The sequence below is a fragment of the Massilia violaceinigra genome (assembly GCF_002752675.1).
In the GTDB taxonomy this organism is placed as follows: domain Bacteria; phylum Pseudomonadota; class Gammaproteobacteria; order Burkholderiales; family Burkholderiaceae_D; genus Telluria_A; species Telluria_A violaceinigra.
Genome location: NZ_CP024608.1, coordinates 4,681,537 through 4,698,997, shown reverse-complemented (window position 1 = coordinate 4,698,997; position 17,461 = coordinate 4,681,537). Strand labels below are relative to the sequence as shown.

Below are 17,461 nucleotides of genomic sequence, written 5' to 3'. Positions count from 1 at the left end.
TCTCATTCACACCAAACACACTCGCTTCGAATATCGATTAGCGCAAACTTTCTTAATATAGTTCCCCTCCCGTCGCCATTCCCGGCGCCGCGCCACGCCCTTTCCGCCCCCATTTCCCCGTTCCCCGACCTGCTATTTCTGCCAGCTACCCCGCTCCGGTCGTCCGGATTGTAATAGTTCGTCAAACGAACTCATCTACCTGCCGATCAACCCGAACCATGACTGGAAACATCACCATGGAACACCTCGTCTCACTACCCCCCCAGGTTTCCCCCGCCCAGCCGGCAGTGTTGCGAGAGAGCACCCCGCGTATCATCGGCGGCGGCAGGTTCTGGAGTCCCGGCATCGGCCTCGGCGCGGGCATCATCCTTGAACTGTCCGCCGACATCGACAGCCTCTCGCAGCGCATCGCCCAACTGCCCGAACGCGCCGGCGCCGTGCGGCCGATGGTCACCCATTACCTGTTCATGGTCAAAACCCTGGCCGCCGCCTGGGCCACGCGCAGCCGGCCGGGCCTGCACGCCGCGCTCGACGGCCTGCGCTACCTGGGCGAGAGCTTGCTGGCGCAGGACGCCGCGCCGCTGTCCGCGGCGCTGCTGAACATGTTCCACGGCCGCCCCTCGGACGGCGGCGCGGGCGCGGTCCGCCTGATCGACGGCCTGGTGCGGCGCCTGGCCGCTCCCAGCCAGGCGCTGGACACAATCGACCAGGATGTCGGCAGTTACCTGGCGCAAATGGCACGCGCCTCGGCCGACCTGGAAACGGATACGGTGCTGGTCACCCAGCGCCTGCAGGCCGACCATGTGCACGCCTTCATCCTGGCGCAGCAGGTCAATACATTGCAGGGAAAACTGGCGGAGGCGCGCGCGCGCCGCCACAGCCACTGGCTGCTCGGGCCGGAGGCCGAGGAAGCGCGCAACGATATCGGCCGGCACAACGGCGCGCTCGACAGCGTGACGCGCCAGCTCGACCATATCCGGAACGGGCAAAGCGCCATGATGGCCGAGGCGACCTATCTGCAGGGCTTGCTGCCGACCCTGTCCGCCTATCTGAGCGGCATGGACCGGATCGGCGCCGGCATCCGCACCGTGGCGGCCGGCACGCGGGCCCTGCGCGCGGAGCTCGATGAACTGAAAAACGTGCTGCTGGCCGGCCCCGGCGTCAGCGGCCAGGCCCATGCCCAGCTGCAAGCCGCCCTGCCCGCCTGGCGCACCCTGGCGGCGCGCATCGCCACCTTTCCCCAGGCCCCGGCCGACTGAGCCGGCGCTCGCCGCTCAGGAGGCCAGGCGCGACTCGAACATCGCTTCGTAGGTGCCGGCGATGTCGATATACAGGGCCACGGCGCGCTCGACCCCGATCTGCACCGGGTCGCCGAAGCGCGTGGTAAGCACCCCGGCACGGCGCAGCAGGCGCTCGATGGCGGTGGTGGTGACGGTCACGTACTGGTCCAGCCCGGCGTGATGGCCGTGGCTGATGATTTCGCCGATCGATTCCATCGTAATGTCGGAAAAACCGAAATTCTGGTTGCCGTCAGTTTCAATGGCGAAACGCGACAATTCCCAAATGCGTGCGTTCTGAGGGGCATCCTGGCCGTGCAGGAGCTGCGCAAATGAATCCTTGAGCATGTACGGGCCTTCGGTCGGCAAGAGGCGCCAGCAGCCGCGCAGGGCCCCTCCCCCCGGTTCACGGATCATCATGTAGAGCGGTTCGAGGGCATCGTAGCCATCGATCTCCATGCCGCTCATGATCGGCACTTCCCAGCCGAGCCGGTCTTTGAAGACCTTGGCGCGCAGTGTATGCATCTCCCACAGGTCACGCGATTTAAATTCGCGCCGTGCGGCGATTCGAATATGCAGAGCCATCTTAGGTACCTCGCTTTATAAAAAGTTATGCAACTTGCATGAAGAATCATGCAAAAAAGTCATTAACATAACTAGTAGAGTTGCTAGGTGGCCCGTAAGCACAGTGAATGGAATACTGCCCTTTTGTTTGCGAGGAAACGGTATGGCTCAGGATTTCAATTACCAGACGACGGCCGTGGCAGAACAGCGCGGTGAGGTCGATCACGATAGCGGCGTCCAACAGGCAGGCAGCACGGCCAGCACGCCCCACAGCGAATTAAAACGCTTCAGGATCAGCAAGCGCGAGAGCCAGGAAAAGTTCTGGGGACGCTTCGGCGTCACCCAGTCCAGCGGCAGCCGCTTTGAAACCGGCCTGGGCATCCCGGCGCCGGTGGCGATTTTGGTCAAGCTGTATGTCAAGGGCAAGCTCAGCGATGGGGATCTTCCGGGCTGATGATACCCAGGCTGATGGCCTTGACCAGTGCCTGCTGCCGGGTGTTGACATTGAATTTCACGCGGATGTTACCGATGTGAAAATTCACGGTCGCCTCGGAGCAGAGCACGATCTTGGAGATTTCCCACGACGATTTGCCAACCATGACCCAGTTGAGCACTTCGAGTTCGCGCTTGGTCAGGCGGGGAATCGGTTCGGCGCCCGGCTTGGGCGCGACGAATTTGAGCGAGGACTCGAAGGCATAGTCGCGGATCAGCGATAGCGACGGCATCAGTTGGCTGATGGTGCTGTCGAACTCGCCGTTGGGCGGCGCATCGGAGGCGAAACTGACCACGCCGAACTCCCCGCTCGGCCCGTGGATGGGGAAGGTGATGCCGGAACGGATGCCGTAGCCGCAGGCTTCCTCGTACATCTCGCGCTGGCCGGGGGCGTGGAAGGTATCCGGTTCCCACACGATGGGAAGCGAGCTGGTCATGCAATGGGCGACCGTCGGGTCGACGTAGTGGAGCTTGTCGGCGTCGTAGCGGCTGCGCCATGCGGGCGCGTAATTGCTGTGCAGGAAAGCCGTCTCCAGCTTCACATGCTTGGAGCCGACCGCGCCATACAGTACCTGGTCGAATCCCTGGTCGTGGGCCAGCGAAAACAGGGCGGAACTCCAGCCATTCTCCTGGTCGCTTTTTAACAGCGTCATCAGTTGTCCCATTTTCACCATTGCCGTCACTCCCTTTAGTTGCCTATTTTACACAAATATCCCGTACTGACACTAGCAGGGATGCTCGCGTAAATTAAAAGTCCTGGAAAAGTAACTATTTGTTAGTATTTTAGGCTTTTCCGCACGCTTATGTTGGACAAGTTGTACGGACAATTCCCTTCAGAAATGAAACTAATAGTTACGTCGGGTTGACTTGCGCGGTGCAGCAAAACCCGTAGCGCAATCGCAACATGGGCCCTGAGCACAATGAATTGTGCGTCATGGAAATTTATTCTCGGGTAGTCTCTGGCCACTTTCTGTTACGGGGCCATGCAAAACGGGTAAGCTGCACGTTTTTCTCGCCCTGGGCCGCGCGCGGCGCCGGTGCTTGACTGGCGGGCGCACTGGTATACAGTTGCTGTTCCGTAGTAAACAATATGATCGGCAGCCATTCCCAACCAGACCCACCGCACCGTGCAGATCATTCCGAAAGTTTTACTCGTCAACGATGATGCAGCCAGCCTGCTCGCGCTCGAAAGCCTGCTGACCGGGGCGGCGCGCGCGCAGCATTACGAACTGCTCACCGCCACGTCCGGCCATGATGCGCTGCGCATGGTGCTGACCCACGATTTTGCGGTGATCTTGCTCGACGCCAACATGCCCGGCATGGATGGGTTCGAGACTGCGGAGGCCATCCATTCGCACCCGCGCACCAGCGCGGTGCCGATCATTTTCATCACCGCCCATTACGGCGACGAGCGCCATCGGCTGGAAGCCTACAGCAAGGGCGCGGCCGACTATCTGTTTACGCCGGTGATCCCGCAGGTACTGCAAACCAAGGTGGCGGTATTCGTCGACCTGACCCGCAAGAACCTCGAACTGCAGGCCAAGACGCGCGAACTGTCGCTGCTCAACCAGGACCTGCGCGTGCAGCGCGTGCAGGACCTCGAACGCATCAACCGCGCCCTGGAACAGGAAGTGGCCGAGCGCAAGGTGGCCGAAGAGCGCGCGCAGGCGCTGTCGATCCGCGACCCGCTGACCAACCTGGTCAACCGCCGCTCGCTGATCGCCCAACTCGAACATGCGGTGGCCGCGGCCGACCGCCACCAGGGCGAATTCGCCCTGCTGTTCCTCGACCTGGACCGCTTCAAGCAGATCAACGATTCGCTCGGCCACGAGGTGGGCGACGAATTGCTGCGCCAGGTGGCGGCGCGCCTGCTGGCGGCGGTGCGCGTGTCGGACGTGGTGGCGCGCCTGGGCGGCGACGAATTCGTGGTGCTGCTCGAAGGCCGCGGCGCGCCCGCCAATGCGGCCCGGGTGGCGCGCAAGATCGAGCAGGCGCACAGCCGCCCGTTCGACATCAACGGCCAGCGCATCGCCACCTCGACCAGCATCGGCATCGGCCTGTATCCGCAGGATGCCAACAGCGCGGCGCAGCTGATGAAAAACGCCGACACGGCCATGTACCACGCCAAGCAGCACCGGCGCGGCAGCATCGAATTTTTCCGCGAAGAGCTCAACACGCGCGAGCGCGAACGCGCCCAGTGGGTGGCCGAGCTGCACGCGGCGCTCGAACGCAAGGAGTTCGAGCTGCTGTTCCAGCCGCGCGCCGCCGTGGCCGACGGCGCCGTGTGCGCGGTCGAAGCGCTGCTGTACTGGCGCCATCCGCGCCACGGGCTGATTGCCGCGTCAAGCTTCCTGCCCGACGTGGCCGACCGCCTGCTGCTCGAACAGGTGTGCGAATGGATGCTGGGCGCCGCCTGCAGCCAGGCCGCCGCCTGGCGCGCGCAGCCGGCGCCGGAGGTGGTGATGGCGGTCGACCTGGCACTGCTGCAAATCCATCCCGAACTGGCCGCGCGCGTGCTGGCGCACCTGCGCACCTGCAAGCTGCCGCCGGGCTGGCTGGAGCTGGAAATTCCCGAGCACCTGCTGCTCAACACGCGCGACAACGTCGCCGTGCTGCGCCAGTTGAAAGCGGCCGGCGTGCGCCTGACGGTCGACGACTTCGGCAGCGCCGGCGCGGCCCTGGCCATGCTGCGCGAACTGCCGCTCGACGCCATGAAAATCGACCGCGCCTTTGTGCGCGCCATCGGCATCGACGGCGGCACCGACATGGCCGCCGCCATCGTCCACCTGGGCCGCGCGCTCGGCCTGCGCGTGCTGGCACAGGGCGTGCACACCGAAGAACAGCTGGCCGTCCTGCAATCGCTCGGCTGCGACGAATTCCAGGGCGAACTGCTGAGCCCTCCCCTGCACGCGCCGGCCATGCTGGCGCTGCTGCGGGACCAATCCAAGAACGACCAGACAACGAGCCCGAATCCGAATCGGGCCTCTCCTTCAACTCCCAAAAAACGAGGACTAAGCCGATGAACAACATGACCGACCTGGCCGAGGAACTGGACATCAAGCTCCTGCTATCGACCCTGATGGCGCTCAAGAAGGGCGACTTCACGGCGCGCATGCCATCCGACTGGAGCGGCATGTCGGGCAAGATCGCCGACACCTTGAACGAGATCATCGAGACCAAGGAAAAGATGGTGCAGGCGGTAACCGACGTCTCGCGCGTGGTGGGCCGTGAAGGCCGCCTGACCCAGCGCGCCTCGGTCCCCAACGTGGTGGGCGGCTGGGCCACCATCATCAGCTCCGTCAACACCCTGATCGACGACCTGGTGCGCCCGACCACCGAAATGGCGCGCGTCATCGGCGCGGTGGCCAAGGGCGACCTGTCGCAGACCATGGCGCTGGAAGTGGACGGCCATCCGCTCAAGGGCCAGTACCTGCGCGCGGCCACCACCGCCAACACCATGGTCGAGCAGCTGTCCTCGTTTTCGTCGGAAGTCACGCGCGTGGCGCGCGAAGTGGGCACCGAGGGTAAGCTCGGCGGCCAGGCGCAGGTGAAAGGCGTGGCCGGCACCTGGAAGGACTTGACCGACTCGGTCAACTCGATGGCGGGTAACCTCACCTCGCAGGTGCGCAACATCGCCGAGGTGACCACCGCGGTGGCCAACGGCGACTTGTCCAAGAAAATCACGGTGGACGTGCGCGGCGAGATTTTGCAACTGAAGGACACCATCAACGTCATGGTGGACCAGCTGCGCTCCTTCGCGTCGGAAGTGACACGCGTGGCGCGCGAGGTGGGTACCGAAGGAAAACTGGGCGGCCAGGCCTACGTGCCGGGGGTGGGCGGCACCTGGAAGGACTTGACCGATAACGTGAACTTCATGGCGTCCAATCTGACCGGCCAGGTGAGGAACATCGCGGCGGTGACGACCGCGGTGGCGAACGGCGACTTGTCCAAGAAGATCACGGTGGACGTGAAGGGCGAGATTCTCGAACTCAAAAACACGATTAACGTGATGGTGGACCAGTTGTCCTCCTTCGCCTCGGAAGTGACGCGCGTGGCGCGCGAAGTGGGTACCGAAGGAAAGCTGGGCGGCCAGGCGCAGGTGAAAGGCGTGGCCGGCACCTGGAAGGACTTGACCGATTCGGTCAACTCGATGGCGGGCAACCTCACCGGCCAGGTGCGTAACATCGCCGACGTGACGACCGCGGTGGCGAACGGGGACTTGTCCAAGAAGATCACGGTGGACGTCAAGGGCGAGATCCTGGAACTGAAAAACACCATCAACGTGATGGTCGACCAGTTGAACTCCTTCGCGTCGGAAGTGACGCGCGTGGCGCGCGAGGTGGGTACCGAAGGCAAGCTGGGCGGCCAGGCCAACGTGCCCGGCGTGGCGGGAACGTGGAAAGACTTGACCGACGGCGTGAACTCGATGGCGGGTAACCTCACCGGCCAGGTGCGCAACATCGCCGACGTGACTACCGCGGTGGCCAACGGCGACCTGTCCAAGAAGATCACGGTGGACGTGAAGGGCGAAATCCTGGAGCTGAAAAACACGATTAACGTGATGGTGGACCAATTGTCTTCCTTCGCATCGGAAGTCACGCGCGTGGCGCGCGAGGTGGGTACCGAAGGTAAGCTGGGCGGCCAGGCGTACGTGCCGGGCGTGGGAGGCACCTGGAAGGACTTGACCGACAACGTGAACTTCATGGCGTCGAACCTGACGGGCCAGGTGCGTAACATCGCGGCGGTGACCACCGCCGTGGCGCGCGGCGACCTGTCCAAGAAGATCACGGTGGACGTCAAGGGCGAGATCCTGGAACTGAAAGACACCATCAACGTGATGGTGGATCAATTGTCCTCGTTCGCATCGGAAGTGACGCGCGTGGCGCGCGAAGTGGGAACCGAAGGCAAGCTGGGCGGCCAGGCCAATGTGTCCGGCGTGGCCGGTACGTGGAAGGATTTGACCGAGAACGTCAACCAGCTGGCGGCAAACCTCACCAACCAGGTGCGCGCGATTGCCGAGGTGGCGACCGCCGTGACGCGCGGCGACTTGTCGCGTTCCATTCAGGTGGAAGCGCGCGGCGAGGTGTCCTACCTGAAGGACAACATCAACGAGATGATCCGCAACCTGAAAGAAACCACGCAGAAAAACGCGCAGCAGGATTGGCTCAAGACCAACCTGGCGCGCTTTACGCGCCTGCTGCAAGGCCAGCGCGATTTGCAGGCGGTGACAAAACTGATCCTGTCCGAACTGGCGCCGCTGGTATCGGCCCACCACGGCGTGTTCTACATGATGGATTCGCAGGAGCTCGACGCGCGCCTGCGCATGATCGCCAGCTACGGCTACCGTTCCAGCCGCAAGCTGGCCACCTCCTTCCTGCCGGGCGAAGGGCTGGTCGGCCAGTGCGCGCTGGAGAAAAGCCGCATCTGGCTGACCGACGTGCCGCGCGATTACATCGTGGTCTCGTCGGGCCTGGGCGCGGCGCCGCCGACCAATATCGTGGTGCTGCCGATCCTGTTCGAGCAGCAGGTCAAGGCCGTGATCGAAATCGCCTCGCTCGACCGCTTCACCGAAACCCACCTCTCCTTCCTCGACCAGCTGATGGAATCGATCGGGGTGGTGCTCAACACGATCGAAGCGAACAGCCGTACCGAATCGCTGCTGACCCAGTCCCAGTCGCTGGCGCAGGAACTGCAGCAAACCAACCAGGAACTGGCCGAAAAGGCGCGCCTGCTGTCCGAACAGAACATCGAGGTGGAACGCAAAAACCGCGAGGTGGAACAGGCCAAGCTGGCACTGGAAGAAAAAGCGACCCAGCTGGCGCTGTCGTCCAAGTACAAATCCGAGTTCCTCGCGAATATGTCGCACGAGCTGCGCACCCCGCTCAACTCCCTGCTCATTCTGGCGCAGCAGCTGTCGGATAACCCTGAGGGCAACCTCTCGGGAAAGCAAGTAGAGTTCGCAAAGACGATCCACGGTTCCGGATCGGACTTGCTGACTCTGATTAATGACATTCTCGACCTGTCCAAGATCGAATCCGGAACCGTGACACTCGATGTGTCGGAATACCGCTTCTCGAACCTGCGCAACTACGTCGACCGCACCTTCCGCCACATGGCCGAAGCGAAGCACCTGGGCTTCACGGTGCTGCTGGCGGACGCCCTGCCGACCGCCGTGATGACCGACACCACGCGCTTGCAGCAGGTGCTCAAAAACCTGCTGTCGAACGCCTTCAAGTTCACCAGCCATGGCGAAGTCGCCCTCGAAATCTCGCTGGTGACGAGCGGCTGGACCAGCGACCATCCGAACCTGGTGCATGCCGATGCGGTGCTGGCGTTCTCGGTGCGCGACACCGGCGTGGGTATCGCGGCCGACAAGCTGCAGCTCATTTTCGAAGCGTTCCAGCAGGCCGACGGCTCCACCGCCCGCAAGTACGGCGGCACCGGCCTTGGCCTGTCGATTTCGCGCGAACTGGCGCGCCTGCTGGGCGGCGAAATCCGGGTCGAATCGGTGGTCAACGCCGGTTCCACCTTTACCCTGTTCCTGCCTTACAACCGGGCCGGCTTCATCAACTACGACCAGGCGCGCCAGCCGCAGCCTGCGCGCCTGGCGCCGCCCCCATCGACCGTGGTGTATGCCAGCACGGTCACGCCGTACGACAGCAGCACCATGCACGCCGATCCGGCCGCGTCGCAAGCGCAGCTGGTCGAATACGCGTCGGTGCTGGACGACCGCGGCCTGATCGCCCCGGGCGACCCGTCGGTACTGATCATCGAAGACGACGAGCGCTTCGCCAAGGACGTCATGGAGTTTGCGCGCGAGAAGAACTTCAAGGCGATCGTCACGCACCAGGGCGATTCGGCGCTGTCGCTGGCGCGCGATTACCTGCCCTCGGCGATCATGCTCGACCTCGACCTGCCCGACATCGATGGCTTCACGGTGCTGGACCGCCTGAAACGCGATCCGAGCACGCGCCATATTCCTGTGCACGTGATGTCCAGCCTGCGCGAGCGCGAACGGGCGCTGCGCCAGGGCGCCATTTCGTACATCAGCAAGCCGGTCGAACGCGAAGCGCTGCAGGAAGAATTCACGCGCATCCAGAAGTTCCTGCTGGGCGGCAAACGCAGCCTGCTGGTGGTCGATGACGAAAAGATGCAGCGCGACTCGATCGTCTCGCTGATCGGCGACGCCGACCTGCGCATCGTCGCCGTGGAAACCGGCGCGGCCGCGCTGGAGGCGCTGCGCGGCTCGCACTTCGACTGCATGGTGCTGGACCTGACCCTGCCCGACATCAGCGGCTTCGACCTGCTCGACGTGATCGGCAAGGACCCTTCCCTGCGCGACCTGCCGATCGTGATCTACACCGCCAAGGAATTGAGCCGCAAGGAAGTGACCAAGCTGAAACGCTATGCCAAGACCATCGTCATCAAGGATGCGCGTTCGCCCGAACGGCTGCTCGACGAAACGGCCCTGTTCCTGCACCGCTCGCACGCCTCGCTGCCGGAACTGCAGCGCCGCATGCTGGAAGAGATCCACGCGGCCGATGGCGGCCTGTCCGGACGCAAGGTACTGATCGTCGACGATGACCTGCGCAACATCTTCGCCCTGTCGTCGCTGCTGGAGCGCCAGCAGATGCAGGTGTCGTTCGCCGAAAACGGCCGCGACGGCATCGAGGTGCTGGAAAAAGACCCGACCATCGAGATCGTCCTGATGGACATCATGATGCCGGAGATGGACGGCTACGACACCATGCGCGCCATCCGCCGCATACCGAAGTTCAAGTCGCTGCCGATCATCACCCTGACCGCCAAGGCGATGAAGGGCGACCGCGACAAGTGTATCGCCGCCGGTGCGTCGGACTACATCACCAAGCCGGTCGATGTGGCCCAGCTGCTGTCGCTGATGCGGGTGTGGCTGCATTGAACGGCCCAATCAGGCAGGCCGGCATGCCGGCAACCGAGGAGCTGGAAGTCGACCTGCTGCTGGAGGGCGTTTTCCAGCGCTATGGCTTCGACTTCCGCGCCTACGACCGTCCGGGCCTGAAGCGCCGGCTGCTGGCGTTGATGGAAGAGCGCGATCTGGCCACGGTGTCGCTGCTGCAGGACCGCGTGCTGCACGATGGGGCTGCCGCGGCGGCGCTGCTGCGCGCGCTGAGCGTGCAGCCGGCGCACCTGTTCGACGATCCGGAACAGGTGCGCCAGACGCGCGAGGTGCTTGGCGCCTGCCTGCGCGCGTCGGCGCTGCCGAAAGTGTGGCTGGCCGAGTGCGCGCATGCGGAGGAGGCGTGGTCGCTGGCGATTTTATTGGCCGAGCAGCAGATGGATCATCGGACCGAGATTTTCGCCACCGTCGCCAACGAGGAATTGCTGGCCGAAGCGCGCGAGGCCAGCATCCCGATGGAGCGCATGGAGCAGTATCAGGAGAACTACCTGAAAAGCGGCGGGACGGCCAACCTGGCCGATTATTTCGAGGTGCGCGGCAAGCGCGCGGTGCTGCTGCCGGCGCTGCGCAGCCGCATCACGTGGGCACAGTACAATCTGGTGACGGATGCGTCGTTCAACGAGTTCCAGCTGATTTTATGCCGGCGCGCGCTGGCCGATTTTGGCCCCGTGCTGCGCCAGCGCACCCTGCGCCTGTTCCACGACAGCCTGGCGCTGTTCGGGGTGCTGGGGATCGACCGTGAGCTGGCGCCCGGCGACACGCTGGCGTCGAGCTACCGGCCGGTGCTTGCGCACCAGCCGTGGTACAAGCGCGTCGCGTAGCGCGTCGCCTAGCGCGTCGCTTGGTCGATATTCAGGCGCGCTTCGTCGTCGCGGTCGATCAGGCGGTCAATCACCACATCGATTTGTTCCGACATCAGCGCATCGAGGCTCAAGGTGCCCGTCAGTTTCCCCTTGAGCATGGCCTTCACGTGAGGCGCCATCTTGTTCCAGTTGTTCTGGTCGTACGTAATGTGTCCGAAGCGCCCTTCGCGATCGAAAAACAGATGCGTATAACTGTTTTCGCTATTCTTTACATGGCCGAAGATGAAAAAATTCGCGTCGAGAAAATCAATTTCGGCGTCCGTGAAATATTCGACGAACTCCCGGCGGTCGCCCCACAGGTTGACAATCATGTCAACCAAGCCGCCGAACAGGATCATGCTCCGGTGGTTCGCAGGGTAGAGCCGCAGCGAGCCTGACTGCTCCGGATTCTGTACCTCGACGCTACCCTGTTCAAGATACAGCCCACGCAAGGCGGCAGGCAGCTTGCAGCCCCACTTTTTCTGGCGCGCGGCCAGATCTTCCGCCGTGACCGGCGCGGATTCGAGGGTGAAATTCCCCTCCCACAAGGGACTCTCCCGCACCACGCGCAGCTCGTGCGCCATCGCGCGAAATCGCCCCAGCGCCGCCTGCCAGGTTTCGCCGGGCGCAGCGGTGCGCAGCCGTTCGACGGGATGCGACGCCTTGAAGGCCAGGTAGACAGGGTCCGTGAGATACGCGGCCAGCGCGGCGTCGTCGACGTTCACTCCGTGGATTTTGCGGGCTTTGTACTGAAGGTGGTGCAAGCTGGCGAAGAAGCCATCGCGGTAGCGATCCGGCGCGCTCCGGTATGCGGCCAGATAAACGATGGCGCGCTGCTGGTATTTGTCCAGGAATGGATCGTCGTGCTCGGCGTCGCTCGCCACCAGCCGGAAGCAGCGCTCGATCGACTCCACTGCGGCATCGACATCGCCGCGCGCGGCCGCGAGCACGGCGAGACCGGTCAAGGCCGTGCGCACATTGGCAAGCGTGATGAGTTCTTCATCGTCCAGGTCATCCTCATCGACGGGAAAACGCTCCAGCACGGCCTCGCAGGTTACAGCCAGTTCGTCGGGCATGTCGAGCTTGTCGAGGCAGGCGAGTCGAAGCTGGAAATAGCCGCTCCAGGTGGCGTCATCGTCGTCCAGCGCATCATCGTCGGACAGTTCTTCGAGTATGGGCAGGGCCGCATCGGCAAACGCAAGGCTGGCGGCGTAGTCTTTCTTGCGCAACTGAACTCCCGCTTTGCGCAGCAATCCGGTCAGGGCGGCGAGGTTTTTTTTCATTGTCCGTTCTGCGTGCTGTCGGGGCTACCGGGATGCGCCATTCTATATGTAAACCGCCCTGCCAGAAGGCGGTGCCGGAACCACGAGTATGTTACTGTCGGCGAGCTGCTTGACGATGACCTGCCAGATTAGCCGGTTGAGATTGTCGCGGGTGACGCCGATCAAGTTAAGTCACAGCCTGTCCCTCGACCCGGAGCATGTGCGCCCCATGATTACACGAGAACCGAAAAAAAATCATCCCACGGCGTTCTTCTTTCTCGTCATCGCCATCAGCGCCCCCATGTGGATACTGAGCGGCTTTCTGGATAAGAGTCCGCTGCCGGACAACATTCCCCTGACCGACATCGGCGCGACCCTCAGCCCGGCCATTGCCGCATGCATCCTGATTTACCTCGAAAATGGCCGGCAGGGCGTGCTGGAATTGCTCAAGCGCCTGTTCGACCACCGCCGAATAAAAAAGAGAGGGGCGCTGATCCTCAGCCTGCTGCTCATGCCGGCCCTTTACGTCATCACCTATGCGGCGTTGCGAATTGCAGGCATTCCGGTTGCGGCGCATCTCGACCTGTCAGCTTCCTTGCTTATCGCGTTTGCCATGTTTTCGGCAGGAGCCGCGATGGAGGAAATCGGTTACTCCGCCTACGCCACGGATGCATTGCAAAAGCGGTTCTCGCCCCTCGCCACGGCGCTGATGATCGGTGTGCCGTGGGCGATGTGGCATCTGCCATCCATGATCAAGATGGGCCAATCCTCGCAACTCATCGTCTGGGGATTATTGGGGACGATTGCATTCCGGGTGATCACCGTGTGGCTCTACAATAATGCGGGTTGTTCGTTATTTGCAGTGATACTCGCGCACGCCGTCGGCACCACGGCGCGATCCGCCTTTCCCGGAGGCCGCCATGGTTATGAAGTGGCGGACGGCTCGATCAGTTACGCAATCATTATTATCGCGGCACTCTGCGTAGCGTTTTTTCTGGTGCGGGAACGACGCGTCATGCCGGCGCATATTCCTCGGCAAATTCCTTGACGCAATCACGTGCCGTGGCCGAACGGTCGATGTTGCCACGGAAGGTCGATGGCGACGAGCAGCCAGCTCACGCCTTGACGCCAATCAGCATTGCGCTAACGCCGGCGATGCCGCGCCAGCAACTTGCCCAGTTCTCGCACCCACAACACCGAGCTGGCGACGGCCGCGCATTGCAGCCAGTCGCTGCCGCTCAGGCTTACTGTCGAAAAGGCATTTTGCAGAAGCGGTACCGTGAGGACGGCCGCGTGCAGCGCCAGGGACAAGCCAACGGCCGCCCATATCCACGGGTTCTGGAATAGTCGGCAAAACGCACTGTGCTCATCGGAGCGCGCATTGAACACGTTGAAAAGCTGAAACATCACCAGGGTGGTGAACGCCATGGTTTGACCGTGGCGCATGCTCCCATCCCCTTCCACCAGCCCACCGGGCAAGGCGGCATCGAGTACCAGCAAGGTTCCGGCCGCCATCACCGCACCGACAGAAAAAATGCCCAGCCACATGCGACCGGTGAGCACCCCTTCACTGCGCGGCCGTGGCGGGACCAGCATCAGGCCGGGCGCGGGCCGGTCGACGGCCAGCGCGAGCGCGGGCGCGCCATCGGTCACCAGATTGATCCACAGGATTTGCGTGGCCAATAACGGCAGTGCCAGCGCACCTGCCTCGCCATGCAGGCCGATCTGCCGCGCCAGCAACACGCCGAACAGCATGGTCATCACCTCCCCAATATTCGAAGAAAGCAGGTAGCGCAATACCTTGCGAATGTTGGCGAAGATGGCCCGTCCTTCCTCGACCGCTGCCACGATGGTGGCGAAATTGTCGTCGGCAAGGATTATGTCCGCGGCTTGCTTCGACACATCGGTGCCGGTGATGCCCATCGCTACGCCAATGTCCGCACTCTTGAGTGCGGGAGCGTCGTTGACGCCGTCGCCGGTCATCGCCACCGTGGCGCCACCGCCCTGCAATGCATTGATGATGCGCAGCTTGTGCTCGGGATTGACGCGCGCATACACCGACACCTCGCACACGACGCGCGCCAGCTCGGCGTCCTTCATGTGCTCGATCTCGGCACCGGTGACGGCGCGCCCGTCCGTGGCAATACCCAATTGGGCAGCGATGACGCAGGCAGTGGCAGGGTGGTCGCCGGTAATCATCATCGGGCGAATCCCGGCGCTCTTTGCGTGCTCGACAGCCAGCCTGGCTTCCTCGCGCGGCGGGTCGATCATGCCGATCAGACCCAGGAAGGTCAGTGCCTGCTCGACGCTGGCGTCGACCGTGGCAGGTTCCACCGCGTGCGCGTCCAGCTCGCGCTCGGCGACGCCCAATGTGCGCAGTGCCTGGCCCGCAAGCGATGCGTTCACTTCCAGAATGTGGGCGCGTCGCGCATCGGTCAACAGCTGCGGCTGGTCGCCGACCAGCTCATGCGAGCAGCGCTCGAGCAGTACGTCAGGAGCGCCCTTTGTAAACAGCATCAGGCGTCCAGCTTGCGCGGCGTCGCGATGCAAGGTCGACATCAGCTTTCGCTCGGACGAAAACGGAACCTCCGCGACGCGCTCGAAGCGCGCGTGCCGGGTGTCATCGTCCACACCGGCTTTTCGGGCGGCAACGATGAGCGCGCCTTCGGTGGGATCGCCAAGTACCGTCCAGCAACCGTCATGTTCTTGCAGGACCGCATTGTTGACGTGGCAAGCGGCAGCCAGCGCGCGCGCGAGCTCGACACCGGGAGCGCCGGCCGCTTCGGCGCCCCCTTCCATGCAAATTTTACCGCGCGGCTCATAGCCGGTGCCGTCAATGCTGATGCGTCCGCTTGCGGTAAGCACCGTACTCACGGTCATTTCGTTACGGGTCAGCGTACCGGTCTTGTCCGACGCGATGACATTGGCCGAACCCAGCGTTTCGACCGCCGCGAGATGGCGCACGATGGCATGCCGGCGGGCCATGCGCTGCACACCCAGCGCCAGGGCGACCGTCACCACCGCCGCCAGGCCTTCCGGCACCGCGGCCACAGCCAGGGCAACGCCGAGGATAAGCACATCGAGCAATGCCTTCCAGCCGCGCACGTCCTGGACCAGGATGATGGTCCCGATCATCACCACGGCGATGCCCACGACCACCAGGCCGAGTGTCTTGCCGACCCGGTCGAGTTCCTTCTGCAAGGGCGTGACGTCGTCGCCAGCGTCATTGAGCATGCCGGCGACGCGGCCGATCTCGGTTTGCATGCCGGTCGCCGTCACGATCGCCTTGCCCCGCCCGCAACTGACCGCCGTGCCGCTGAAGACCATGCAGGCGCGGTCGCCCGGCCCGGCCTCGCCGGCCAGCGGCTCGATGCCCTTTATGGCCGGCAAGCTTTCCCCGGTCAAGGGCGCCTCGGCGGTCCGCAGCGCGCTCGTTTGAATCAGGCGCGCGTCGGCCGGCACCGTGCTGCCTTCTTCAACGACAATGAGATCGCCGCATACGAGCTCGGCAGCAGGAACTTTCCGTTGCTCCCCGCCACGTATCACCACCGCTTCGTTGGCCGACATCTTGTTCAATGCCGCCATCGCCGATTCCGCCCGGGACTCCTGCACGTATCCCATCACGGCATTGAGCAGCACGATGGCAAGAATTGCCAACGCTTCATACGGTAGTGCGGACTCGCGTTCTAGCAACCACAGCACTGTGGAAACCGCGCCGGCGCCCAGGAGCAGCAGGACCAGCACATTCGTGAACTGGGCCAGCAATTTGCGCCAGGCCGGCAACACGGGTGGCGCCGCCAGTTCGTTGCGCCCGCCGCTTGCGAGCCGCTGTTGCGCTTGATCCTCGTCAAGCCCGCGCCGCGGGTCGGTATGCTGTGCGGCGGCGACCGCCTCGACCGACTGACGATAGGCCGGCTCCGGCCCCGGCCGGACCGGTGCATTGTGCTCGCTCATGATCTGCTTTCGGAGCAATTACGGCGTGATCGCCACCTTCAGGACGCCATCGCGCTGGTGCATGAACAAATCATAGGCGTCCTCGATCTGATCGAGCTTGAAGCGGTGCGTGACCATCGGCTGCAGATCGACCCGGCCCGAGGCGACCACATTCATCAACCGGCGCATGCGCTCCTTGCCGCCCGGGCATAAGGTGGTGATGATTCTGTGGTCTCCCAATCCGGCCGCAAAGGCATCCAGCGGCAAGCTCAGTTTTCCGGAGTAGACACCCAGGCTGGACAGCGTGCCGCCCGGCTTGAGTGCACGCAAGCAGCTTTCGAACGTTTGCTGAGTTCCGAGCGCTTCAATGGCTACATCGACACCACGTCCACCGGTCAGGCGCATGATCTCGGTCAGCGGATCGGTCTTGGTGTAATCGATGGTGACATCGGCGCCGAGTTTTCTGGCCGTCTCGAGCCGCGCTGCCACCCCATCGACGGCGATGATCATGCTTGCGCCCCGCAGCTTCGCGCCGGCCGTCGCGCACAGGCCGATAGGACCCTGGGCAAAAATCACCACGGTATCGCCGATCTTGATGCCGCCGCTCTCGGCACCGCCAAAACCGGTGCTCATAATGTCGGGACACATCAGCACTTGCTCATCCGTCAGTCCATCCGGAATGGCTTCCAGATTGGACATTGCATGGGGTACCAGCAGATACTCGGCCTGACAACCATCGATCGTGTTGCCGAATCGCCATCCGCCCGCGGCCTTGCCGCCGCACTGGGACTGGTGGCCGTCGAGGCAGGGATAACATTGGCCGCAGGGAGTGATCGCACCGACGATGACGCGTTGACCAAGGGCGTAGCCAGTCACACCGGCACCCAGTTCGGCAATCACGCCAACGGGCTCGTGACCGATGGTGCGCCCGGGCTGCACCGGGAATTCCCCCTTCAGGATGTGAACGTCGGTACCGCAAATCGTGGTGGTGGTGATCCTGATCACCGCTTGGCCCGGTCCCGCGGTGGGAATCGGCTTGTCTTCAAGCGCGATTCGACCGGGGCGGATAAAAACCGCTGCTTTCATGGTGCGCACAGGTGGCCCTTCAAGCATGTGTTACGTGGATGCGCCGTCCCATGAATGGAACGGGAC

Annotated in this window: 11 protein-coding genes; 6 read left to right on the top strand and 5 right to left on the bottom strand. The window is 63.3% G+C overall.

Annotation, left to right across the window (positions count from 1 at the left end; genetic code table 11):
• Positions 1–236 precede the first annotated feature (236 nt).
• Positions 237–1,259, top strand: a complete 1,023-nt coding sequence (locus CR152_RS20570; RefSeq protein WP_157778628.1) for a hypothetical protein — start codon at positions 237–239, stop codon at positions 1,257–1,259.
• Between the two features lie 15 nt (positions 1,260–1,274).
• Here CR152_RS20570 and CR152_RS20565 read toward each other — a convergent pair whose 3' ends face one another.
• Positions 1,275–1,862: an acyl-homoserine-lactone synthase gene (locus CR152_RS20565; RefSeq protein ID WP_099877861.1), complete on the bottom strand. Its 588-nt coding sequence runs from the start codon at positions 1,860–1,862 to the stop codon at positions 1,275–1,277.
• Positions 1,863–2,004: 142 nt separating this feature from the next.
• Here CR152_RS20565 and CR152_RS33135 point away from each other — a divergent pair, with 142 nt between their 5' ends.
• Positions 2,005–2,295, top strand: a complete 291-nt coding sequence (locus tag CR152_RS33135; RefSeq protein ID WP_157778627.1) for a helix-turn-helix domain-containing protein — start codon at positions 2,005–2,007, stop codon at positions 2,293–2,295.
• Here CR152_RS33135 and CR152_RS20555 read toward each other — a convergent pair.
• Positions 2,270–2,986, bottom strand: a complete 717-nt coding sequence (locus CR152_RS20555; RefSeq protein WP_099882584.1) for a helix-turn-helix transcriptional regulator — start codon at positions 2,984–2,986, stop codon at positions 2,270–2,272. The two genes, CR152_RS33135 and CR152_RS20555, sit on opposite strands and share 26 nt — an antisense overlap.
• A 474-nt stretch (positions 2,987–3,460) precedes the next feature.
• Between CR152_RS20555 and CR152_RS20550 the strand changes: the two genes are divergently transcribed.
• From CR152_RS20550 to CR152_RS20540, 3 genes are read left to right on the top strand one after another with little or no spacing between them, the layout of a single operon-like run.
• Positions 3,461–5,356: a putative bifunctional diguanylate cyclase/phosphodiesterase gene (locus CR152_RS20550; protein WP_229413482.1), complete on the top strand. Its 1,896-nt coding sequence runs from the start codon at positions 3,461–3,463 to the stop codon at positions 5,354–5,356.
• Positions 5,353–10,254, top strand: a complete 4,902-nt coding sequence (locus CR152_RS20545) for a hybrid sensor histidine kinase/response regulator (protein ID WP_099877858.1) — start codon at positions 5,353–5,355, stop codon at positions 10,252–10,254. Before CR152_RS20550 ends, CR152_RS20545 begins: the two co-directional genes overlap by 4 nt.
• A 23-nt stretch (positions 10,255–10,277) precedes the next feature.
• On the top strand, positions 10,278–11,093 hold the full coding sequence (locus CR152_RS20540) for a CheR family methyltransferase (protein WP_099877855.1): 816 nt from the start codon (positions 10,278–10,280) through the stop codon (positions 11,091–11,093).
• Between the two features lie 8 nt (positions 11,094–11,101).
• On the opposite strand, the gene CR152_RS20535 is transcribed toward CR152_RS20540, so the two are convergent.
• Complete coding sequence (locus CR152_RS20535; RefSeq protein ID WP_099877852.1) at positions 11,102–12,397, bottom strand: SMI1/KNR4 family protein; 1,296 nt, start codon at positions 12,395–12,397, stop codon at positions 11,102–11,104.
• 115 nt (positions 12,398–12,512) lie between these two features.
• Here CR152_RS20535 and CR152_RS20530 point away from each other — a divergent pair, with 115 nt between their 5' ends.
• Positions 12,513–13,424, top strand: coding sequence for a CPBP family intramembrane glutamic endopeptidase (locus CR152_RS20530; RefSeq protein ID WP_229413827.1), 912 nt, complete (start codon positions 12,513–12,515; stop codon positions 13,422–13,424).
• Between the two features lie 95 nt (positions 13,425–13,519).
• On the opposite strand, the gene CR152_RS20525 is transcribed toward CR152_RS20530, so the two are convergent.
• Together CR152_RS20525 and CR152_RS20520 are read right to left on the bottom strand one after the other, a co-directional pair.
• Positions 13,520–16,330, bottom strand: a complete 2,811-nt coding sequence (locus CR152_RS20525; protein ID WP_099882578.1) for a cation-translocating P-type ATPase — start codon at positions 16,328–16,330, stop codon at positions 13,520–13,522.
• Positions 16,331–16,348: 18 nt separating this feature from the next.
• Positions 16,349–17,404, bottom strand: a complete 1,056-nt coding sequence (locus CR152_RS20520) for an NAD(P)-dependent alcohol dehydrogenase (RefSeq protein WP_099877849.1) — start codon at positions 17,402–17,404, stop codon at positions 16,349–16,351.
• Between the last annotated feature and the right edge of the window lie 57 nt (positions 17,405–17,461).